At 38.7% G+C, this 20,992-nt stretch carries 22 protein-coding genes and 1 tRNA gene; 10 read left to right on the top strand and 13 right to left on the bottom strand.

Going from position 1 to position 20,992, the window contains the following annotated elements:
* Positions 1-375: 375 nt before the first annotated feature.
* Positions 376-618, bottom strand: coding sequence for a hypothetical protein (locus tag Q0X77_RS07800; RefSeq protein ID WP_297795521.1), 243 nt, complete (start codon positions 616-618; stop codon positions 376-378).
* Positions 619-824: 206 nt separating this feature from the next.
* Here Q0X77_RS07800 and Q0X77_RS07795 point away from each other — a divergent pair, with 206 nt between their 5' ends.
* The gene (locus tag Q0X77_RS07795) at positions 825-2,438 is read left to right on the top strand and encodes a BspA family leucine-rich repeat surface protein (protein ID WP_297795518.1); all 1,614 of its coding nucleotides are present in this window, start codon (positions 825-827) and stop codon (positions 2,436-2,438) included.
* A gap of 114 nt (positions 2,439-2,552) precedes the next feature.
* Here Q0X77_RS07795 and Q0X77_RS07790 read toward each other — a convergent pair whose 3' ends face one another.
* Positions 2,553-3,017 (bottom strand): CBS domain-containing protein, encoded by a 465-nt coding sequence (locus Q0X77_RS07790; protein WP_297795516.1) that lies wholly within the window; start codon positions 3,015-3,017, stop codon positions 2,553-2,555.
* 293 nt (positions 3,018-3,310) lie between these two features.
* Here Q0X77_RS07790 and Q0X77_RS07785 point away from each other — a divergent pair, with 293 nt between their 5' ends.
* Positions 3,311-3,592 carry a hypothetical protein gene (locus Q0X77_RS07785; protein WP_297795513.1) on the top strand — a complete coding sequence of 94 codons (282 nt, stop codon included), beginning with the start codon at positions 3,311-3,313 and terminating at the stop codon, positions 3,590-3,592.
* Between the two features lie 136 nt (positions 3,593-3,728).
* Here the strand turns inward: Q0X77_RS07785 and Q0X77_RS07780 are convergent, their stop codons facing one another.
* From Q0X77_RS07780 to Q0X77_RS07760, 5 genes are all read right to left on the bottom strand, one after another.
* Positions 3,729-5,288: a CHRD domain-containing protein gene (locus Q0X77_RS07780; RefSeq protein ID WP_297795510.1), complete on the bottom strand. Its 1,560-nt coding sequence runs from the start codon at positions 5,286-5,288 to the stop codon at positions 3,729-3,731.
* A 490-nt stretch (positions 5,289-5,778) separates the two neighbouring features.
* Positions 5,779-6,471, bottom strand: a complete 693-nt coding sequence (locus Q0X77_RS07775) for a DUF6090 family protein (protein ID WP_297795507.1) — start codon at positions 6,469-6,471, stop codon at positions 5,779-5,781.
* A gap of 198 nt (positions 6,472-6,669) precedes the next feature.
* A complete protein-coding gene (locus tag Q0X77_RS07770; protein ID WP_297795504.1) occupies positions 6,670-7,161 on the bottom strand; it encodes a hypothetical protein in 492 nt (163 codons plus the stop codon).
* Positions 7,162-7,295: 134 nt separating this feature from the next.
* Positions 7,296-7,769: an Arm DNA-binding domain-containing protein gene (locus tag Q0X77_RS07765; protein WP_297795501.1), complete on the bottom strand. Its 474-nt coding sequence runs from the start codon at positions 7,767-7,769 to the stop codon at positions 7,296-7,298.
* A gap of 244 nt (positions 7,770-8,013) precedes the next feature.
* Positions 8,014-8,086: transfer RNA gene (locus Q0X77_RS07760), tRNA-Lys, on the bottom strand.
* A 156-nt stretch (positions 8,087-8,242) separates the two neighbouring features.
* Between Q0X77_RS07760 and Q0X77_RS07755 the strand changes: the two genes are divergently transcribed.
* Positions 8,243-8,758 carry a shikimate kinase gene (locus tag Q0X77_RS07755; protein ID WP_297795499.1) on the top strand — a complete coding sequence of 172 codons (516 nt, stop codon included), beginning with the start codon at positions 8,243-8,245 and terminating at the stop codon, positions 8,756-8,758.
* Here Q0X77_RS07755 and Q0X77_RS07750 read toward each other — a convergent pair.
* The 3 genes from Q0X77_RS07750 to Q0X77_RS07740 are packed head-to-tail and all read right to left on the bottom strand — an operon-like array spanning position 8,747 to position 10,199.
* Positions 8,747-9,247, bottom strand: a complete 501-nt coding sequence (locus Q0X77_RS07750; protein ID WP_297795497.1) for a phosphoribosyltransferase family protein — start codon at positions 9,245-9,247, stop codon at positions 8,747-8,749. The two genes, Q0X77_RS07755 and Q0X77_RS07750, sit on opposite strands and share 12 nt — an antisense overlap.
* Positions 9,248-9,259: 12 nt before the next feature.
* Complete coding sequence (locus tag Q0X77_RS07745; RefSeq protein WP_297795494.1) at positions 9,260-9,841, bottom strand: methyltransferase domain-containing protein; 582 nt, start codon at positions 9,839-9,841, stop codon at positions 9,260-9,262.
* The gene (locus Q0X77_RS07740; protein WP_297795490.1) at positions 9,828-10,199 is read right to left on the bottom strand and encodes a S4 domain-containing protein; all 372 of its coding nucleotides are present in this window, start codon (positions 10,197-10,199) and stop codon (positions 9,828-9,830) included. Before Q0X77_RS07740 ends, Q0X77_RS07745 begins: the two co-directional genes overlap by 14 nt.
* Before the next feature lie 78 nt (positions 10,200-10,277).
* On the opposite strand from Q0X77_RS07740, the gene Q0X77_RS07735 reads away from it, so the two are divergent.
* Complete coding sequence (locus tag Q0X77_RS07735; RefSeq protein ID WP_297795487.1) at positions 10,278-11,228, top strand: hypothetical protein; 951 nt, start codon at positions 10,278-10,280, stop codon at positions 11,226-11,228.
* Positions 11,229-11,303: 75 nt separating this feature from the next.
* Here Q0X77_RS07735 and Q0X77_RS07730 read toward each other — a convergent pair whose 3' ends face one another.
* Genes Q0X77_RS07730 through Q0X77_RS07720 form a run of 3 tightly spaced genes read right to left on the bottom strand, consistent with a single transcriptional unit; the run spans position 11,304 to position 13,769 of the window.
* Complete coding sequence (locus tag Q0X77_RS07730) at positions 11,304-11,891, bottom strand: outer membrane beta-barrel protein (RefSeq protein ID WP_297795484.1); 588 nt, start codon at positions 11,889-11,891, stop codon at positions 11,304-11,306.
* 51 nt (positions 11,892-11,942) lie between these two features.
* Entirely contained in the window at positions 11,943-12,899 is a 957-nt protein-coding gene (locus Q0X77_RS07725; RefSeq protein ID WP_297795481.1) for a transketolase C-terminal domain-containing protein, read from the bottom strand.
* 24 nt (positions 12,900-12,923) lie between these two features.
* A complete protein-coding gene (locus tag Q0X77_RS07720; protein WP_297795478.1) occupies positions 12,924-13,769 on the bottom strand; it encodes a transketolase in 846 nt (281 codons plus the stop codon).
* Positions 13,770-13,928: 159 nt separating this feature from the next.
* On the opposite strand from Q0X77_RS07720, the gene tgt reads away from it, so the two are divergent.
* The 6 genes from tgt to Q0X77_RS07690 all read left to right on the top strand — a co-directional run.
* A complete protein-coding gene (gene tgt, locus Q0X77_RS07715; protein ID WP_297795476.1) occupies positions 13,929-15,059 on the top strand; it encodes a tRNA guanosine(34) transglycosylase Tgt in 1,131 nt (376 codons plus the stop codon).
* A 2-nt stretch (positions 15,060-15,061) separates the two neighbouring features.
* Positions 15,062-16,141, top strand: coding sequence for an LptF/LptG family permease (locus tag Q0X77_RS07710; RefSeq protein ID WP_297795474.1), 1,080 nt, complete (start codon positions 15,062-15,064; stop codon positions 16,139-16,141).
* The gene (locus Q0X77_RS07705; RefSeq protein WP_297795473.1) at positions 16,128-17,039 is read left to right on the top strand and encodes a DMT family transporter; all 912 of its coding nucleotides are present in this window, start codon (positions 16,128-16,130) and stop codon (positions 17,037-17,039) included. Before Q0X77_RS07710 ends, Q0X77_RS07705 begins: the two co-directional genes overlap by 14 nt.
* 98 nt (positions 17,040-17,137) lie before the next feature.
* On the top strand, positions 17,138-18,091 hold the full coding sequence (locus Q0X77_RS07700; protein ID WP_297795470.1) for an acetyl-CoA carboxylase carboxyltransferase subunit alpha: 954 nt from the start codon (positions 17,138-17,140) through the stop codon (positions 18,089-18,091).
* 168 nt (positions 18,092-18,259) lie between these two features.
* Positions 18,260-19,813, top strand: coding sequence for a replicative DNA helicase (gene dnaB / locus Q0X77_RS07695; RefSeq protein ID WP_297795467.1), 1,554 nt, complete (start codon positions 18,260-18,262; stop codon positions 19,811-19,813).
* Positions 19,800-20,992 (top strand): asparagine synthetase B (locus tag Q0X77_RS07690; protein ID WP_297795464.1); only part of this gene is annotated, 1,193 nt, incomplete at its 3' end. The genes dnaB and Q0X77_RS07690, both read left to right, overlap by 14 nt.

Below are 20,992 nucleotides of genomic sequence, written 5' to 3'. Positions count from 1 at the left end.
CCCCGTTTGCTCTGACGCGAACTTTTAAAAAAGGCCTCTACAAGTTCTATTAAAATGTCTATCCAGGAACCGGATTTATTGCTTTTCGCCATTTGGCATATTTTGCTGTTCCCGAAGATACTATTTTCAATTAAGAAAATAGTATACGTAACGGGAGCAGGATGCCAGCTTAGATGGAGTTTATCGGCCTTGTTTAATAATTCCTTACCTTAGGAATAACAACTAACTTTTGCTCATCATGATTGGCTTCTTTAGAGAACAAAGCGTTAAAAAAACATTCAATGATCGTTTTTAGCGAATGGGCCAGCCTGACGCGCTAGCTGAGGGTTAATGTATGATGATTTGGAATTTGATACTTGCGAACTTTAAACTAACCTATTCTCTCTTACGTTCTTGGTCAAGGAGTGCCGCAAGGCTATCTCTAACAACAGTCAGGTGGATTATGATAGGGTTATCCTCATTGGAAGATTTTAGTAAACGAACTTTTTCTCTTTCCAGGTCAGCTATCATAGTCTCTAAGCTGTCTATTCTGCCTTGAGACATTTCTGGTGACTTCTTAACTACTTCACCACAGCTAATAAGGAGAATCAGAATGGACAATACAACTTTTGCTTTCATAGCCTCTAATATATTTCTTTTATCCGGGTTTTTTCCTTAAGCGATAGCTTACTTTTAAGTCTTTGCTTTAGGTGTCAAAAAAGAACCTTCTCTTCTCAAAATCCATAAACCCTTAACCTTCCTAACTGACCGGGATCATTGACTAAGTAAGTAATTTCCTATAAGTTTATCCTATAGTATTTGATAACTTTTTAAAGTATACAGATATGAGATTACTTCATAAGATATTTCTGCTAATTCCCGTATTATTTCTGGTTCTTGGATGCACAAAAGATGATGATGTTCCTGAAAATTTCATTCTATCAGTTACCATAACTCCTGAAGATGGAGGAAGTGTATCCCCTGATGGGGGTGCATTCCTGGATGGTACGGTTGTTACCCTCACGGCTACTCCTTCCGAAGGATATATTTTCAAAGAGTGGATGGGAGGTCTAACAAGTACAGAGAACCCGGTCTCCGTTTCTATGGAATCTGATATGAATGTTATCCTGGTTTTTCTAAAAGCCGATGGGGACGAAGATGGGGATGAAGATGGGATTTTTGATAATGTGGATATCTGTCCGAATACCCCTCCCGGAGAAGACGTAGATGAAAACGGATGTTCTTCTTCACAGTCCGATACCGATGGGGATGGGGTTACCGATGATATAGATGTTTGTGCAAACACTCCTGAAGGAGAGGGAGTAGACGAACAGGGATGTCCGCTCACCTCACCTATTTACCTGGATGTAAACGGTGTTACCATTAAATCTTATGATTGGGCAGAGGTTGGGCAGCAAGGAATTCTTGATGGTGTGGTCTATACCATTGTGGATGAAACCATGCTAAGGGAAATGGTTCAAAATGATGAGGATGTCACCAAGGTTTGTACAACCAAGGTTACCGATATGAGTGGTTTATTTGTTGGGAATATCTTCTCTTCTGAAATTAACCCTTTCAATCAGGACATCGGTTCATGGGACGTAAGTAATGTAACTAATATGAATGCTATGTTTATGCTGTCTTTTTTTAACAAGAATATCAGTTTCTGGGATGTGAGCAGTGTTACAAGTATGGTTAGTATGTTTTCAAACACCCCATTTGATCAGCCCATTGGAAGCTGGGATGTGAGTGGTGCTAATGATATGACCTCCATGTTCTCTTCTTCTTCTTTTAACCAGGATATAAGTTCGTGGAATGTAAGTAACGTCACCAATATGCGTGAAATGTTTGGTGGTTCAAGCTTTAATCAAAATATCAGTTCATGGGATGTCAGCAACGTTACCAGTATGGAATCTATGTTTGCAGGATCACCATCCTTTCAGCAACCTACCGGATCATTTAATCAGCCTATTGAAACCTGGGATGTGAGCAATGTAACCAATATGGCAGGAATGTTTTGGGGGAGCTCTTTTAACCAACCTATCGGAAATTGGGATGTCAGCAATGTTACTGATATGAGTGGTATGTTCATGAGCTCAAATTTTAATCAACCTATTGATAACTGGGATGTCAGCAATGTTACAGATATGAGTGCAATGTTCATAAATGGCTCCTTTAACCAGCCTATTGGAAAATGGGATGTAAGTAAGGTTACGAATACAAGTTATATGTTTAGTGGATCGAGTCTCCTATTCACAATTAACCCTTTTAATCAGGATATTAGTTCCTGGGATGTGAGTAGTGTTTCTGATATGAGTGAAATGTTTAAAGAATCCAGCATAAACCAAGACTTAGGAAATTGGAATGTTGATAATGTCATCAACTGTGAAGAATTTAGTGCAAATACCCCTCAATGGACCCTCCCCAAACCATCCTTTACAAATTGTAATCCTGATTAACCAGCGAAAGACAGGGTGCTCGCGCTAGCGGGGGAGATTTGGAATTTGGTGCTTGCCATTTGGAATTTAAACAGCTTTCTTTTTTCGTAGAAAGCTGTTTTTAAACCCCCGGATCTATTTCCAATTTTGAGTTTTAAGGTTCCTGGTCGCTATTAAAATGTCCTTTTGAGAAATTTGTCCAACCAATTTACCATCTTCAACAATTGGGAAACGTCTTCGTTTGGCTTTCAGGAATTTATTGGCGGCATCAAAAATATTCATCTCTCCGTCAATGGTTTCAACATTTTTAATCATATTATGTTCAACCTTTTCGTCTTCAAGAGGCAAATTATAATACCTGCTCTTACTTATATGACTAATACAGTCGCCCTCGGAAATAACGCCAATTAACTCGTTTTCTTCATTAACCACCGGCCCTCCGGAAATTCTGTTAGATATTAGTGTTTCAATAACTTCCTGCATGGACTGTTCCGGCTTAAAAGTGATTAATTTCTTTGTCATAAAATCGCTTACCTTAAAAGGTATTTCGTCCCCTGATGGCTGTGACATTCTGGGACCTTGAAAACTTTTGATTCCCATGGTATATGTTTTTTGGTGTTCTTATAAGTTACTATATCCGGGAAAAATAACCTAAAAAACGGTCATATTTTAAGGAAACATTCACATTGTCTCGCCTGTGGATGCCTGATTATCAGAATTATATAGTTGGTGATTTGATGATTGCGAGTAAAAACTCCAAGTTCCATCCCGATAGCTTCTCCTTCGTAATACTATGGAGAAGGAGCTATCGGGACCAAAATCCAATGGTATTGAATGATACCTTGCGATTTTTAAACTATCTTAACCTGGCAAAATGATTTAAATGGCCAGCCATGAAAACACAGACCTTACTAGATGCTATACGCTTTATAGATACCCATAAACCTACCAAAACCTATATACAGGAACATGAAGCTGCTCCCAAAAACTTTGAGATTTACCAGATTTCTGCAACGGTAGGGAACCAGGAAGATAATATTGTCCGGGTTTTAATAAATTTTGCCAAAAGGGCCAATGCAAAAGGCCAGAATGAAGATGTTTTTATAGACATTCAGGGCAATGATCTGTCCGATTTCAAAATACTAAAGATTACCCCGGTGGAGTTTCGGCCATGATCCCAATGGGTGTTTTTAGATGTGAAACACAGGCATGATGCTCACACTGGCTGGGGAAAATTATGCTGGAAGATAAAAAGCAAAAAAAATGTCCCGCCAGGTGGCGGGACATTTTAAATATATTAAGTGTAAGTTCTTAATCCTCAATAGTGAAGGTCCCGGTCATGGATCCGTGGAATTCACAGTTGTAAAAAAGGGTGTCTGGAGCATCCATAGGCACGGTGAATGTGACTGATCCTGATATGGCCCCGTTGTTGGTGACCCCTTCATTATATAGGTTTGCCGTTCCGGTTCCCTGTACTTCCTTAACCAGAAATGGGTGTCCGGGTGCATCGATATTAAAGGTGTAGGTGGAACCGCGCTTCAGGGTAATGTCCGGGTTACTGGCATCGGAGAACCCCTCTCCATTAAAAACGTATGCGCTGGCTCCGTTGTTTACGACATCGTAGGTTTTTGATTCCGTACCGCTATCAGTATTGTCCCCTGCATTGGAGCCAATATTGCCCTGTGCTACGATGGTTGCCAAATCCTCATCGCTTAAATGGACGTTAATGTAAGCGTTTATCGATAAAAGTTCCGTGTAGGTAACCGGTGCCCCGCCGACAAGTTCGCTCACCTGGGTTTTGCTAAGTCCGGTATCCCCGTCTACGGCATTTAACCCAACAATAATAGGGCCTGTAGTGGCCACATTATTCTCATGGATGTGAGCGGGATGCGAACCTCCTTCCGGGGTTCCCATTAATTCGATGGTAACCAGTGTGGTTCCGTTTACGCGTTCTTCGAAAAGAGCTGTTCCGCTGATGCCTACCACATCTTTTTCGGCCAATTCATAGCTTACTGAATTTCCGGTCAGTTCGTTTTGACCAACATCTCCCTGGGCAACTATTGTAGCCAAATCATCAGCGCTGAGGTGAATGTTGATGTAGCCGTTGATTGTCAGCACATCGTCATAACCGAATGCGGTTCCATCATCAAGCGCAGCCACATTGGTCTTGCTTATTCCTGTGTCTCCATTTACAGGATTAAAGCTGAATGCAATGCCTCCTCCTTCGGCGGCGGTGTTGTTGTGAATATGGCCCGGGTGCTCTCCACCCTCAGGGGTATTGGCGAGCTCTATGACGGCCAGGGCTTCTCCATTAAGGCGTTCTGAAAAGGTGGCTGTACCGCTGATGTCAGGAACAGCAACAGATCCTAGGTCATAAGACTTGGTCACACCGGTTAAATCGTTTTGCCCAATATCTCCCTGGGCGACCAGGGTTGCCAACTCATCTATACTAAGGTGAACATTTATATACCCATCGAACTCCAACAATTCTTCATAGGTAACCGGGGTTCCGTCATCCAGAGCGGTTACTGTAATACTGCTTTCGCCGGTGTCTCCATCTACGACCCCTAATGTCAGGGCAATACCTCCACCTTCCACAGCGGTATTGAAGTGGATATGGGCCGGGTGCTGACCTCCTGCAGGAGTGTTTTGAATGGTCAAATCAATTGTGACCGAACCATCTTCATTGTCCGTAAATGTAGCAGAACCGGAGATGTCAGGAACGGCAACTGATCCAAGGTCATACGTCTTGGACTCCAGGTTGATAGGATCGGGATTATCATCGCCATACAAAGAGCCGTCGTCGTCACTGCAACTTTGAAGTCCAACGGATAGCCCCAGGGCAAGGAAGAAATAAATAAATTTTTTCATAGCTATTTTGTTTAATTTTTTAATATAATCATCAAACAATATTACTAATTCAATTTTTGTTTCCCTGTTAATTAAATGATAAAACTGGCTTATTCCTAATACGCAGCGGACACTCGTTAACTCCGTTTAACGCCCTAATTCCCTTAGGCCCTGGGTTCATTTCCTGTGGAAATGCCCCAGAGAATTTCTTCTCATCAAAATACCAAAACCCGACTTTGTTTAGGCCAAGCAATAGGACCATTTTTTATGTATAATAGTTCTAATGGTAAAAACTTCCTATTGACCTCATTATGAGTCAGTCCCAAGTGCCCGGGATAACCAGCTGAGCTATGTGTCCTGAAGAAACGAAGATTACTTCGGAAAGGACCAATTTCGCTAACGCGTATTTCAAATTCCAATGGTACTGTAGGATAATTTGTCATTTGGTATTTGTAATTTGGTGCTTGTTTCGTCCTTCATTTCATTTCGGACGACAAGGTCCGACGATTCGCTATTGTTTTTTCAATTCTGTTTTTATCATTTTGTCCAGTGAAACAAATGATTGCTGCCATTGTTCGTACCATCTGATTTGTTCCTTTCTATTCTCCTTAGAGGTTTTTAATATACTAATGAACTTATTAGAGTTTCCTAATTGTTCGTAGTCAAAAGGTTTCATTTGAGTTCGCATTGCAACTATTTCGAATAATTCAGTTAAAACGGGAGAAGCCGTGTTAAAGAAATATTCTTCTTGTCTTTGTGCCAGAGTTTCCATCCAACCAGAATCATAGATGCCCAGTTCTTCTCTAATAGTTTCATTTGTTACGAGATTTCTGCCATACGTTTTAAGGCTTTCATATCCTGCATTGTTAAATACCGGACTGCACCATTCAAAAGCTCTTGAAAAATGAAAATCTAAAGAATCATTATAAGGTAAATTTTCATCTAAATGTTTTAGTATTAAATCAGCAGATATAATGGCCTTCTTATTACCTCTTAAACACATGTCTAGCTGAAAGAAATTTCGTTCCATTGATGTTTCAATATCCTTTAGAATCCTATATTCGAATTGTTTTAGTTTCCTATCCTCATTCCAATTATTGATCTGCAAGGCAATTAATATCCCAATCACAACCAAAAGTATCTCCCCAATGGCATATCTGGAATATTTGAAGAATTGGTTATCATCAGCCAGTTTTTTGCGCATTTTTCTAAAGAAGCCTATCATAAGAAAGAAGAGGTTGGTTGTTCTTCATAAGGTAAGGAATTATCTAACAGGTCTAGTAATAGGATGATTATAGAAGATTAAACAGACCATCACATTTGACAATATCACTGATGTCACTTTAGTTGGTCTTTCATAACATAGGATAGGGAGTAGGCAGCTATGAATTATTTATTGATTTTACTCAATATTTGTTATAAGTTTTGTTGTACGAATTTTTTCTACTTCAAGACTATTATTATCAATTTTGATTATTCTGAATGTTGAGTGTACTGGGGGATTTGGGATTTCCAATTCGGGACGAGCCTCTCTTAAATGTTCCCACATTTCAACTAAGTAATCTTTTGGATAGAATAATTGTAATATTCCAGAATTTGAATCAAAAGCCCAAGTTCCATTTATAGCTATCGTACCAAAACAATAAAATGGAGTAGTCGTTTGAATTTCAGCCTTATTAAATGCCAGAATCGAGAATTCAGAACTCATCATTACGAGTTTAGAATCTGATTGTTCACAACGTTTGTAAAACCTTTTTTCCAAGGGCTGTCCATCCGTATTGCGCTCCCAAATCCAGCACCCATATAAATCAAATTTTGTTATGGGATTCTCTTGCCCATAAGTGACGAGGCCGATAGTATGAAATAATAGAAAATAGATTAGGGTTCTATTCATGCTCTTAAACTATCAAAGATTGCTCCAAAAACTGCACCAATTGGTAATTTTTATCCACTGCAGGTCTTTTATCCAAACTTAGATAATATATCTAATGGCATAACTAGAAAACAATTAAAAACAAGACCAATACATTAGATAGAATCACAAATGTTATAGAGCTGGGTGGGTAAATCTTTAATTTGTAGAATATATTTTTGGGAAGTACGATAATGGCATAATGTTTTGGCACTCAGTTTATGGGCCAATGTAGTGTTATGATACTCAAAAATATCAAGTAGACTATGAATTTTAATATCCTCTCCTAAATATCTTGATTTTATCAGATTGGCTGTTAAAACCTTCCCCTCTTGTTTTAAATCTCTATAGCACTGAAATATATCAGTCTTCACTTCATCTAAATAGAGATTGACCGTTCGCGATTTGACACTATTGCCTTTCGACTTTTGACGCTTTGAGTCCCAAGTATGGAGATCTACTTTCTGCTTTAAACTTATATTGGCTTTTTGACCATTTACTGTTATTCTTACATAAATATACGTTTTGTTGTTTTTAGATCGCGCAGCGTAAGTCCAAAATAGGATGGAAAATGTTAATTTAGATTGCATGTTTTTCGTCTTAATGGTGAAACAATTAGTGAGACGAAAGTCAAATCAACAAAGCAATTATTTATAGTGTTAGGAGCTCAATTTATAAAACTGTTGACAATTATGTTGACGATTTTAAAAAATGTTGACGATTTGTGAACTTTTAAAACCATTTAACATCAAATAAAATGAGATTCCTAAAAACATAAAACCTTGCCAATCATAAGATTAGCAAGGTTTTGGTTTTATTTGATAACCTTAAAAGTGACCTGGCTGGGGCTCGAACCCAGGACCCTCTCCTTAAAAGGGAGATGCTCTACCAACTGAGCTACCAGGTCTTTTTGGCGGGCTTGTCCGCCGTAGCAACCCAATCAGGTTGCGTAAGCGGATGCAAATATACTATCATTAATTAATTTTTCAAGTCCATTTAAAGAATAATTTAGGTTTTCTTTGAATTCCTTTATAATTAATACATTTTTACGAAAAGTTTAAAAATGAAGGTAGTCCTTATTGGATATATGGGTAGTGGTAAAACCACGGTAGGTAAACTGCTGGCTAAGGACCTAAAATTTAAATTCATAGATCTTGATGATTATATAGAAGACAATTTAAACGAGAAGATTTCCACCATTTTTCAGGAAAAAGGAGAGATTTACTTCAGAAGAAAAGAAAGTGAATTGCTGAAAGAAGTTCTGAATGATACTGGTAATTTAGTCATAGCTGTAGGAGGGGGAACACCTTGTTATGGTACCAATATGGATCTAATTCTTAAAGAAACGGCATTTGTTTTCTACCTTAAATTATCAATCGCTTCATTAATTGAAAGACTCCATAACGAAAAAGAGCACAGGCCATTAATCGCTCATCTTAAGGATGAGGATATACCTGAATTCATTGGGAAACATATTTTTGAACGAGGAGGGTTTTACTCACGTGCCCATTTCACTATTAATGCAGATAACAAAGATGCGGTTACAGTAAAAAATGAAATTCTGGGGCTACTCAGCTAAATAAACCGCATCATTTTTAGACTTGAATTCTACTTTAACATGTTCCTGTAAAGAGGTGGAAAGAGAAATCCCTTTAAAATCTGCTTTTACCGGATATTTTTTATGGTTCCTGTTTACAAGAACAGCGGTCTTTAATTGCTTTAGAGGGGTTTTAAGAAAATGATGGACCCCATAGATTAGCGTAGTCCCTGAATTTAATACATCATCAACCAGTACAACTGACTTATTTCTATATTCACTTTCCGGAATGGACATGTTTACCCCACTTTTAATAGGATTCTTTTTATCCATCGTCACTTTGCACAATACTATTTCAGCAGAAGTTATGTCCTTTAGTACCACTTGTAATTTTTTTGCAAAATTTAATCCCCCTCCTTCGATACCAGCGATGATAATTTTTTTTTCAGATACATTGGTCTCATAAATTTGATAGGCAATCCTTCTAATCTTATGTTGAATCTGGATATGAGAAAGTATTTTGTTTTGCATAATGGCAGCGTATTATTTTTCAAAGATAAAAAACAGTTCTTTACCTTTTCTTGGTGCTATGGAGTTGTTTGCACGCTCCAGTACTTTTATCTTGAAAAAAGGATGAAATAATGCCCTATATTCCTCTGCATTACCCCCAAATGGAGGACCTTTATCCGTTAAAGGAAAATCAAATAGAAGTCCGGCTAACCTTCCACCGGGCTTTAACAGCTGAACCATTTTTTGTACGTAGTTTTTGCGAAGTTCGGGCTGCAATGCGCAAAAAAATGTCTGCTCAAGAATTAAGTCGAAATCTTTTAGTTCCAGATCAAAAAAGTCACCATGGATTAAATGTGAGTGTTGAGTTGCTGGTAGGGCCAATTTTATTTGTTCCAATGGTTGGCTGGCAATATCTATGACATACACATTTTGGAAACCACACTTATGGAGATAGATTACCTCATAACCATTGCCGGCTCCCGGAACAAGGATCTTCAGCTCTTTGTTTTTAAGCTGGTCAATATACTCTTTTAAAGGTGTAGAGACGGTACCTATATCCCAACCCAAATGTGCATCGGCATAGCGCCCTTCCCAATAGTCTTTATTCAGCTTCATCAAGATAATCTTCCATATCGCGCCGGTCCTTTTTGGTGGGCCTGCCGACACCTTTTTTTCGATAATGATTTTTACTAAGTCTTAACAGTTCACTATTGTCAAATGCTTCTTTTGGTGTGGTGTCCTTTCTATAGAGGTCAACCAGTTTGGCACCAACCCTTCCCGGGGGCACGTCGAGAACACTGAATTCATAGTTGATTTGATTCTTCCTCACAACGATCTTATCTTGCTTATAGACCTCTCTGGATGGCTTTACCGTATTGCCATTAATACGTACATGTCCCTTTTTACAGGCTACAGAAGCCATATTTCTGGTCTTAAAATAACGTGTACTCCATAAATACTTATCTATACGCATTTGCAATTAAAAATCTTTGTTAATGACTTCAACAAAAATAGGGGAAAATTGTATCTTGCGGGCTTCAAAAGAAGATCTATGAAAGAAAAAGGAGTTCTACTCTTTATAGCTGTCCTGACTATTTTGTTTTCATGTAGTAATGATGATGAATCAGGTGTACAGGTTGTACCACCAAGACCCCTTGCAGAGGTTGAGGCAGAAAATGACGCGGAAATTTTAGAATACTTACAAACGCATTATTATAACTACGAAGAATTTGCTAGTCCACCTGCGGATTTCAATTTTAAGATAGTTTTGGATACGATAGCCGGTGATGCTCAGGATAAAATTCCGCTGATAGATCAGGTATCTACCATGACAATTCCTGTTTCCTCAGAAACTTTTAATTTAGATGAGGATGTAACTGTAGACCATACCCTCTATTATCTTGCCGCCCGTGAGGGAATAGGTGAAAGCCCGACAGTAGGAGATTCAACCCTTTTGGCCTATGAAGGACAATTGCTTAGCGGGGAGGTTTTTGACGGTAATGTTACATACACCTGGCAATACTTGCCATTTTTCCTCAGAGGATATGCTGCGGGAGTTTCTAATTTTAATGTAGGTACCGAAGTGGTTTCTAACCCTGATGGAACTGTGGAAATAACCGGAAGTGGGGTTGGATTGATGTTCCTTCCTTCCGGACTTGCATACTATGATAACCCACCACTAGGCAGTGGGATTCTAAATTATGATAATCTTGTTTTTCAGGTGAATACCGGATTGTTTATTGAAGCTACGGATTACGATAATGATGGTATACCTTCCATCATGGAGGATTTAAATAATGATGGTAATCTTTCCAATGACAATACAGATGAGGCTTCCGAATTATCATCCGGATTCGGGTTTGTACCTAATCACTTAGATATTGATGATGATCAGGATGGTACCCTGACGAGGGATGAAATTTCTATCGATAATGAAGGAAATATAACATTTCCTGATTCAGATGGTGATGGGACCCCGGACTACCTGGATGCAGATAGTTAACAGCTAAAAAAATTATTAGTTTGTAAAAAAGCCCGCTTGTAAGCGGGCTTTTTGTTTTATTATCTGATATACTATCTAGAACTTAAAAGATACGCTAAAAATTACCTGATCAGCTCGTGTATCTACCCTACTTTCAGGTAGGGACGTAATATTCGTATTAATAAAGGTGGCTATGTTTTCTCCAAACCCCCTTTCATAACGTATTTCTAATCCTATCCTTCCCAGATTAACTCCCGCTCCTACATTCAGGCCAACTGTAAAATCGTTTTCTACATCATCGATAGAGATATCACTGAACTTGGTATTAAAAATATACTGAAAGGAAGGTCCAACAAAAATATTTAAAGGGCCAATAATGCGCCAACCTCCCAATATTGGGATATCCAATTTGTCTATTTTTAAATCTCCATCGCTGTATCCCGATTTAGTGTGGGTATATACAACCTCTGGTCTAAGATAAAATTTACCTCCAAGTTTTCCATAAAATCCAACGTGATACCCCACATTTGCATCCGGATTTTGCAAAGCTTCCCCAACAGCTTCAAGATAATCGCCGTTGGAACTATAGTTTAGTCCCGCTTTAATACCAAAACCAGATTCTTTTTGTGCAAATGTCGATAAACAGCCTAATAACAATAGGGTAAGAAAGAATACTTTTTTCATTTTGTTCTCATTTTAGTGGCTTATTTGGAACCTAAAACTTTGCCAACAGTTTTACGCCTTTCTTGTCAATACCTCTAAAACGGCTTTTTCAATCGCTTTATTATTCAAACCGTATTTTTCCATCAATTGATCCGGGGTGCCGCTTTCACCAAAAGTGTCCTGAGTGGCAATAAACTCCTGCGGCACAGGATAATTAGTAGTTAAAGTCCTGGCCACACTTTCTCCGAGGCCACCTAAATAATTATGCTCTTCCGCAGTTACTATGGCACCCGTTTTTTTAACAGATTTAATAATGGCTTCCGCATCCAAGGGCTTAATAGTGTGGATATTGATCACTTCCGCTGAAATTCCTTGATTTTCAAGGTTTTCGGCGGCAATTAGTGATTCCCAAACCAGATGTCCGGTGGCAACTATAGTAACATCGGTGCCTTCATTTAAAAGAATTGCTTTTCCAATCTCAAAATTTTGATCTACAGCTGTAAAATTCGGTACTTTAGGTCTTCCAAATCTTAAATATACTGGCCCTTCGTGCTCTGCAATTGCTATAGTTGCGGCTTTTGTCTGGTTAAAATCACAGGTATTAATAACCGTCATCCCGGGTAACATTTTCATTAGCCCAATATCTTCAAGTATTTGATGTGTTGCACCGTCTTCACCCAAGGTTATCCCTGCATGTGAAGCACAAATTTTAACATTCTTGCCGGAATACGCTATGGACTGCCTGATTTGATCATATACCCTACCCGTTGAGAAGTTGGCAAATGTTCCGGTAAAGGGAATATACCCGCCAATTGTAAGTCCAGCCGCAATACCCATCATATTTGCCTCAGCAATGCCAACCTGGAAAAAGCGTTCGGGATTTTCATCAATAAATTCCTGAATTTTTAGAGATCCCACCAAATCTGCACAAAGGGCTACTACTTTTGGGTTTGTGCGCCCAAGTTCTGTCATACCTGCTCCGTAACCACTTCTGGTGTCTTTCTTTCCTTGATCTATATATTTTTTCATCAATTCGATTTTACGTTTTACGGATTAATAGTCCCCTAATGTTTCTATATTCTGACTTAATGCAATTTCCAATTGTTCGTCATTAGGTGCTTTGCCATGCCAGGCATGAGTGTGCATCATAAAATCTACCCCATTTCCCATAACAGTATCCATAATAATGCATACCGGTTTGCCCTTACCTGTTCTCGTTTTGGCCTCCTTCAGTCCTTCTATAACCTCTTGCAGATCATTACCATTACTAATATGCAAGGTATCCCATCCGAATGCCTCAAACTTTTTATGCAAATCACCCAGGGGCAATACATCTGAAGTGGCACCATCTATTTGCTGACCGTTATGATCAATTGTGGCTATAAGGTTATCAACGTTATTTCCTGCCGCATACATCATAGCTTCCCAATTCTGTCCTTCCTGTAATTCACCATCTCCATGTAAACTAAAAACCAGATGTGGATCCTTATTTAATTTTTTTGCCAGTGCCGCACCAACGGCAACAGACATTCCCTGCCCTAATGAGCCGGACGCTATGCGTACCCCCGGGAGACCTTCATGCGTTGCGGGATGACCTTGCAGGCGTGTGTTTAATAATCGAAATGTTTGCAATTCTTCGACAGGGAAATAACCCCGGCGTGCCAGAATACTGTAATATAATGGCGAAATATGGCCGTTGGACAAAAAGAAAATATCTTCATCACGACCATCCATATCAAAACCTTCTTTTAACTCCATAATCTCATAATACAAAGCGACCATAAATTCTGTACATCCCAAAGATCCTCCGGGGTGACCCGAATTTACTTTATGTACCATTCGTACTATATCCCGGCGGATTTGTGAAACTAGATCTTGTAAACCCTTTAAATCTGACATCTTATCTTGTTTTAACAGCGTCAAATGTACTGGCAAACTTTTGCTTGAACAAGAGTAGTTATTAGATTTTATTAACCTTGCAAACCTTTAGAGAACTTTATTTTTTTGTTAAGTATTTTATGCATCTCAGTTGAGTATATTTGCCGTGTAAACCTTGCTTTGAAATTTAAGTTAGAACATACAGATACCGGGTCTAAAGCCCGTGCCGGAGAAATAGTAACGGACCACGGTGTAATTAAGACCCCAATCTTTATGCCCGTAGGAACTGCGGCATCAGTAAAAGGGGTGCACCAGAAAGAACTTCGGGAAGAAATTGATCCCGATATTATTTTGGGGAACACCTACCATTTATTCCTCAGACCAAAAATTTCTATTTTGGAGCAGGCCGGCGGTCTTCATAAGTTTATGGGCTGGGATAGTAATATTCTAACTGATAGTGGTGGCTACCAGGTATATTCCCTTTCGGCTAATAGGAAAATAAAGGAAGAAGGTGTAAAGTTTAAATCACATATTGATGGTTCTTTGCACATGTTTACGCCCGAGAATGTCATGGAAATCCAAAGGGCTATTGGTGCTGATATTATCATGGCATTTGATGAATGTACCCCATATCCCTGTGAGTTTAAGTATGCCAAACAATCCATGCATATGACCCATAGATGGTTAGATCGATGTATACAACATTTAGAGAAATTACCATTCAAATATGATTATTCCCAATCCTTTTTTCCAATTGTTCAGGGGTCTACATTTAAGGATTTGCGTATTCAGTCTGCAGAATATATTGCAAATGCAGGAGCTGAGGGTAATGCCATCGGAGGACTTTCCGTTGGGGAACCCGCTGAGGAAATGTACGCTATGACCGAAGTGGTTTGTAATATTTTACCTGAAGACAAACCGCGATACCTTATGGGGGTTGGAACACCAATAAATATTTTAGAGAATATTGCGTTAGGAATTGATATGTTTGATTGCGTTATGCCTACAAGAAATGCCAGGAATGGCATGTTGTTTACTGCACATGGAACAATAAATATTAAAAATAAAAAATGGGAAAATGATTTTTCCGTTATTGATGAGGAGGGTACAACTTTTGTTGATAAAGAATACTCTAAAGCTTATTTGCGCCATTTATTTGCCGCTAATGAATATTTAGGGAAACAAATTGCCACTATCCATAATCTGGGGTTTTATATGAGGTTAGTTAGGGAATCCAGGAGGCATATTTTGGAAGGCAATTTTAGGATTTGGAAAGATCAGATGGTAAAGCAAATGGATAAGAGATTATAAGGATGACCATTTTAGATAAGTACATACTAAAAAGATATCTGCTTACTTTCGGAACGATGTTACTATTATTTGTTCCAATTGGAATTATGCTGAATCTGGCGGAACAGATAGGGAAGATGATTGATAATGAAGCTCCATTGAATGAAATTCTTATCTACTATCTCAATTTCACCATTTATATTGGCAGTCTGCTGTTTCCAATTTTTTTGTTTTTATCCATTATTTTCTTCACATCCAAATTAGCCAACAATACAGAAATTGTGGCTATCCTGAGTTCCGGGGTTTCATATAGTCGCTTTCTGCGTCCATACTGGATAGGGGCAAGTATAATTGCTGTAATCATGTTTTTCATGGGGATGTTTATTGTACCCAATGCCAGTAAAAGGTACAATGAGTTTAAGTATGAGTACCTGAAAAAAGGAAATAAGGACCGGATTACAAGTAATATTTTCAACCAACTTAATGAGAATGATTTTATATATGTCAGTAGTTTTGACCCGGCCAGGAGGATAGGTTATAACTTCACATTCGAACACTTTAATGACCAAAATCAACTGGATTATAAGATATCTGCAAGTAATATCCGTTGGGTACCTAAAGACAGTTTATATAGATTAACCTCATATACAAAACGTAAAATAAGGGCCAACAAGGAAATAGTTGAAACAAAGAGAAGATTAGATACTTTGTTTATATTTAAAATCGAAGACCTGACACCTGTTTCCTATGTAGCTGAGACAAAGAACCTGGTTGAACTTAATAAGTTTATAGAGGATCAGAAAAAGAAAGGGGCATCAAATATTAACACCTATATTTTAGTAAAGTACAGACGCTGGGCTCTGCCCATTACCGCTTTTATTCTTACTGTTATCGGGGTAGCCGTCTCTTCGGTTAAACGCCGTGGTGGCATGGGAGTAAACCTCGCCTTTGGCATCGGGGTTGCATTCATTTACATATTTTTCGACAAAGTCTTTGGCACCCTGGCCGAGCAATCTGGTTTTTCTCCGTTATTGGCTGTAATAATACCTAATCTTACTTTTGGGATTTTAGGATTTTATTTGCTAAGAAATGCCAAGCGATAAGTTAAAGAACTACCTTCATCTTCACCTGATTGTATTTATTTGGGGCTTTACGGCTGTACTTGGCAAATTAATTTCAATAGATGCCCTGCCCTTAGTCTGGTACAGGATGATTATTGCTTCAATTTTGATAGGGATTTTTATTTTTTATAAAGGGTATTCCCTTAGAGTTGGTAAAAAAGCCTTACTCGTTATGTTAACCGCCGGGGTTATTATTGCATTACACTGGGTTACATTTTTTAAAGCTATTAAAGTTTCTAATGTCTCGGTTGCTCTGGTGACAATGGCTACAGGTGCCTTATTTACGGCTTTCCTTGAACCAATATGGTATGGCAGAAAGATGGTTTGGTACGAAGTGGCCTTTGGTTTGCTTGTTGTTTTTGGCTTATATCTCATTTTTAATGTAGATACCAGCTATAGATTAGGTATTGGCCTGGCTTTGATTTCAGCCTTATTGGGATCGATTTTTACCCTGATCAACGGACAATTAATAAAAACTCACAAACCATCAACAATTTCCTTTTACGAACTAACGAGCGGGGCATGTTTTATCTCAATTTTTCTGGCAATCAGCGGATCTTTTGATGAAACCTTTTTTGCACTCTCATCCAATGACTGGTTTTTCATTATTATCCTGGCATCCGTGTGTACTGCCTATGCTTTTATAGCAGCAGTAAAAGTGATGCGATATATAAGCCCCTACACAGTAATGCTTACCATTAACCTGGAACCTGTTTACGGGATTTTACTTGCCCTTATAATTTTTGATCAGAGTGAAAGAATGAGGCCACTTTTCTATGTTGGAGCGGTCTTGATTGTTTTTACAATTGTGGCAAACGGGATATTAAAAAACAGGAGGAAGTTAAGAATTGAAAAAGGTACAAATGATGAGGTTTCATGAAGTGTATGAGAAATTAATAAATAAGACCACATAAAATTTTATATTTGCTTACAAAATCTAACTAATGCTAATATGACATTAGCATAAACCTTTTTTTAATGGAATACCTGGAATTTGAACTTCCTATTAAGGAATTAGTAGAACAATTAGAGAAATGCCAGATTATAGGCGAGGAGAGTGAAGTTGATGTCACAGAAACCTGCAGACAAATTGAAAAGAAATTAGAGGCTACCCGGAAAGATATCTATAAAAACCTTACTGCATGGCAGAGAGTTCAGCTTTCCAGACATCCGAACAGACCTTATACATTAGACTATATAAAAGCTATTTGTGGTGATACCTTTTTAGAATTGCATGGAGACAGGAATGTGAAGGATGACAAAGCCATGATTGGCGGGTTGGGAAAAATTGGAGACCAGAGTTATATGTTTATTGGCCAGCAGAAAGGTTATAATACCAAAACCAGGCAGTATAGGAATTTTGGGATGGCGAATCCGGAAGGATATAGGAAAGCATTAAGGTTGATGAAGTCTGCTGAGAAATTTGAAATCCCTGTGGTTTGTTTAATTGATACACCAGGGGCTTACCCGGGTATTGAGGCCGAACAACGGGGACAGGGAGAAGCGATAGCCAGAAACATTTTGGAGATGACACGACTAAAGGTCCCGATTATTGTGGTAATTATCGGAGAAGGTGCTTCTGGTGGTGCCCTTGGGATAGGGGTAGGAGATAGGGTATTAATGCTCGAAAATACCTGGTACTCTGTCATATCTCCGGAATCCTGTTCTTCAATTTTGTGGAGAAGTTGGGAGTATAAGGAAATAGCAGCTGAAGCTCTCAAACTTACCGCAACAGATATGAAAAAGTTAAAACTTATTGATGAGATCGTTAGGGAACCTTCCGGAGGCGCTCATAGCAACAGAGAAAAAACTTTTGAAATTGTCAAAAATAAAATTGCGAAGAATTATGATGATCTCAAAAAGTTATCACCAAAAGAATTGGTAGAAGCACGCATGGATAAATACGCAAATATGGGTGTATTTAACGGGTAATCAGCCATTTTATCAGATACCTAAATATCCGGGGAATTCGTTCTTCGGATTTTTTTGGTTATCAACACAAATTCGTAACTTATCAACATACGAATTGTTAATTAACGGTTGATATCCGAAAAGTGGAATTTTATATTAACTTAAGGTTAATTGCATACTTTAGCAGTCATGGAAAAACCCCGGACAATTATTGGTCACAAAGTAGGTAAACCCGCCATCATTAACTTGGAGAAGGGTAAAATACCTCCTCAAGCTGTTGATTTAGAGGAAGTTGTTCTTGGAGCGATGATGATTGATAAGAAAGGGGTTGATGAGGTTATTGATATTTTACACCCGGATGCGTTTTATAAAGATGCACATCGCCATATCTACGAAGCAATCTTCAAATTGTTTGAAAGTTCCGAACCGGTCGATTTATTAACCGTTTCGAGCCAACTACGGAAGGATGAGCAACTTGAGGCTGTTGGTGGAGACTTTTATTTAATAAAATTGACTCAAAAAGTGGCTTCATCGGCACATATTGAGTTCCATGCAAGAATTATTCTTCAAAAGTATATTCAGCGCAGCCTTATCAAAATTTCAAGTGAAATAATTGAGGATGCATATACCGATTCGACTGACGTTTTTGACCTGCTTGATAATGCAGAAGCAAAATTATATGAGGTTACTCAAGGCAATTTAAAACGTTCTGCGGAAACCGCCCAAAACCTGGTAATTCAGGCAAAAAAGAAAATAGAGGAAATATCAAATAAAGATGGTTTAAGTGGAATTCCCTCCGGTTTTGATAAAGTGGATAGACTAACATCCGGATGGCAACCCAGTGATTTGGTAATCATTGCAGCGAGACCCGGGATGGGTAAAACCGCTTTAACATTATCAATGGCAAGGAATATGGCTGTCAATTCTAATATTCCTGTGGCCTTTTTCTCCCTGGAGATGTCTTCGGTTCAATTAATTACAAGGTTAATTTCTTCAGAGACAGGATTGCCATCTGAGAAACTTAGAACAGGAAGACTGGAAAAACACGAATGGGAACAATTAAATGTAAAAGTTAAAGCACTCGAAAAAGCGCCTTTATTTATAGATGACACTCCTTCACTCTCTATTTTTGATCTTAGGGCAAAAGCCAGGAGATTGGCATCACAGCATAAAATAAGATTAATTGTACTGGATTATTTACAACTTATGACTGCTGGCGGGAGCCAAAAAGGAGGGAACAGGGAACAGGAAATTTCTACAATTTCAAGAAATTTAAAGGCCCTGGCAAAAGAACTAAATGTTCCCGTAATTGCCCTGTCACAGTTATCCAGGGCCGTGGAAACCAGAGGAGGAAGTAAAAGACCCATCTTGTCAGATTTACGGGAATCAGGGGCTATTGAACAGGACGCGGATATTGTTTCCTTTATTTACCGACCGGAATATTACAAAATTGATGAATGGGATGATGAGGAGCGAACACCTACTCAGGGACAGGCTGAGTTTATCGTGGCCAAACACAGGAATGGTGGTTTAGATAATATTAGGTTAAAGTTCATTGCTCAACTGGGTAAATTTGATAACTTGGATGACTTTGATTCACCATTTGAGTTTCAGTCAAAGATGAATATAGATGGGGATAACCCATTCATTACAAAAAACCTTCCCAACGCTGATGAAGCTTTTGGAAGCGCTATGAATGAGGATTCCGATTTAGACCCGGATGATAATGATGTACCTTTTTAAAGCCTGCGTATTTATATATAGAAAGTATATTTCTACTGCATTACTCTTAGTTATTTTTTTCGTTTTTTTAGCTCCATTTCAGGCCAGGTCCTCAGCGATTCTTATCCCCATGGATGCAGATAGTCAGGAAAATCATTTAAAGGCCTACGGTATCACATACTGGGTGTTGACAAAACAGCAAAAAGTACAATGGTTACTCAACTATAGAGGTGGTTCATTTCTACTTCCGGATGGTGAAAACATCCGAAAAGAATGTCAGATTCGGGGTGTTTCCTTTGAAATCCTATCAGATGGGCAAACCCAATCCATTTTGGACGAGATTAGCAGTCCTTCAAAAAACCAGGAGGCTGTAATCCTTGAGAAAGCACCAAAAATAGCAGTTTATTCGCCTAAAAATAATCAACCATGGGATGATGCTGTAACTATGGCCCTAACCTATGCGGAAATTCCTTATGTCACCATATATGATGAAGAAGTCCTGGATAATAAACTGGTATTATACGATTGGCTCCATTTACATCATGAAGACTTTACAGGCCAGTATGGAAAATTTTATGGGGCATACAGGGCAGCTCCCTGGTATATTGAAGGAAAGCAAGAGGCCGAGACTTTAGCTCAAAGCCTCGGATTCAACAAGGTTTCAGAAGAAAAAAGAGCGGTTGTACTTAAGATAAGGAACTATGTAATAGGTGGTGGGTTTATGTTTGCCATGTGTTCGGCCACAGATAGTTTTGATATAGCACTGGCTGCTGATGGGGTAGATATTTGTGAACCCATGTTTGACGGGGATCCTTCTGATGCCAACTATCAAAGTAAGTTGGATTATAGTAAAACCTTTGCGTTTTACAATTTTACCCTGGAAAGAAATCCACTGCGCTATGAATTCTCCTCTATAGATATGACCAGCAAACGAAGCAGTGTTGCAAAAGAAACCGATTATTTTACTTTGATGGATTTTTCAGCAAAATGGGATCCTGTTCCAACCATGCTGTGTCAGAATCATACTTCATTGGTAAAAGGGTTTATGGGGCAGACCACATCCTTCGAGAGAAAGGAAGTAAAGCCTACGGTATTGGTTTTGGGAGAGAATAAAATCAATGGTGAAGCCCGTTATATTCACGGCATAAAAGGAAAAGGGTTTTTTACTTTTTATGGGGGCCACGATCCGGAGGATTACCA

It is taken from the genome of uncultured Eudoraea sp., from assembly GCF_947258925.1.
Taxonomy (GTDB): domain Bacteria; phylum Bacteroidota; class Bacteroidia; order Flavobacteriales; family Flavobacteriaceae; genus Eudoraea.
Note: the sequence above shows the minus strand (reverse complement) of the source record. Positions and strands in the feature narration are given on the sequence as shown.

Excerpts from the sequence above, each read along its gene's own strand:
- Q0X77_RS07790 (WP_297795516.1), bottom strand. The coding sequence starts at position 3,017 with ATGGGAATCAAAAGTTTTCAAGGTCCCAGAATGTCACAGCCATCAGGG.
- Q0X77_RS07705 (WP_297795473.1), top strand. The coding sequence starts at position 16,128 with ATGCCAAGCGATAAGTTAAAGAACTACCTTCATCTTCACCTGATTGTA.
- Q0X77_RS07745 (WP_297795494.1), bottom strand. The coding sequence starts at position 9,841 with ATGAAGCTGAATAAAGACTATTGGGAAGGGCGCTATGCCGATGCACAT.
- Q0X77_RS07740 (WP_297795490.1), bottom strand. The coding sequence starts at position 10,199 with ATGCGTATAGATAAGTATTTATGGAGTACACGTTATTTTAAGACCAGA.
- Q0X77_RS07725 (WP_297795481.1), bottom strand. The coding sequence starts at position 12,899 with ATGAAAAAATATATAGATCAAGGAAAGAAAGACACCAGAAGTGGTTAC.
- Q0X77_RS07755 (WP_297795499.1), top strand. The coding sequence starts at position 8,243 with ATGAAGGTAGTCCTTATTGGATATATGGGTAGTGGTAAAACCACGGTA.
- Q0X77_RS07785 (WP_297795513.1), top strand. The coding sequence starts at position 3,311 with ATGAAAACACAGACCTTACTAGATGCTATACGCTTTATAGATACCCAT.
- Q0X77_RS07730 (WP_297795484.1), bottom strand. The coding sequence starts at position 11,891 with ATGAAAAAAGTATTCTTTCTTACCCTATTGTTATTAGGCTGTTTATCG.
- dnaB (WP_297795467.1), top strand. The coding sequence starts at position 18,260 with ATGGAAAAACCCCGGACAATTATTGGTCACAAAGTAGGTAAACCCGCC.
- Q0X77_RS07765 (WP_297795501.1), bottom strand. The coding sequence starts at position 7,769 with ATGCAATCTAAATTAACATTTTCCATCCTATTTTGGACTTACGCTGCG.
- Q0X77_RS07735 (WP_297795487.1), top strand. The coding sequence starts at position 10,278 with ATGAAAGAAAAAGGAGTTCTACTCTTTATAGCTGTCCTGACTATTTTG.
- Q0X77_RS07770 (WP_297795504.1), bottom strand. The coding sequence starts at position 7,161 with ATGAATAGAACCCTAATCTATTTTCTATTATTTCATACTATCGGCCTC.
- Q0X77_RS07720 (WP_297795478.1), bottom strand. The coding sequence starts at position 13,769 with ATGTCAGATTTAAAGGGTTTACAAGATCTAGTTTCACAAATCCGCCGG.
- Q0X77_RS07710 (WP_297795474.1), top strand. The coding sequence starts at position 15,062 with ATGACCATTTTAGATAAGTACATACTAAAAAGATATCTGCTTACTTTC.
- Q0X77_RS07795 (WP_297795518.1), top strand. The coding sequence starts at position 825 with ATGAGATTACTTCATAAGATATTTCTGCTAATTCCCGTATTATTTCTG.
- Q0X77_RS07780 (WP_297795510.1), bottom strand. The coding sequence starts at position 5,288 with ATGAAAAAATTTATTTATTTCTTCCTTGCCCTGGGGCTATCCGTTGGA.
- Q0X77_RS07775 (WP_297795507.1), bottom strand. The coding sequence starts at position 6,471 with ATGCGCAAAAAACTGGCTGATGATAACCAATTCTTCAAATATTCCAGA.
- Q0X77_RS07800 (WP_297795521.1), bottom strand. The coding sequence starts at position 618 with ATGAAAGCAAAAGTTGTATTGTCCATTCTGATTCTCCTTATTAGCTGT.
- Q0X77_RS07700 (WP_297795470.1), top strand. The coding sequence starts at position 17,138 with ATGGAATACCTGGAATTTGAACTTCCTATTAAGGAATTAGTAGAACAA.
- Q0X77_RS07750 (WP_297795497.1), bottom strand. The coding sequence starts at position 9,247 with ATGCAAAACAAAATACTTTCTCATATCCAGATTCAACATAAGATTAGA.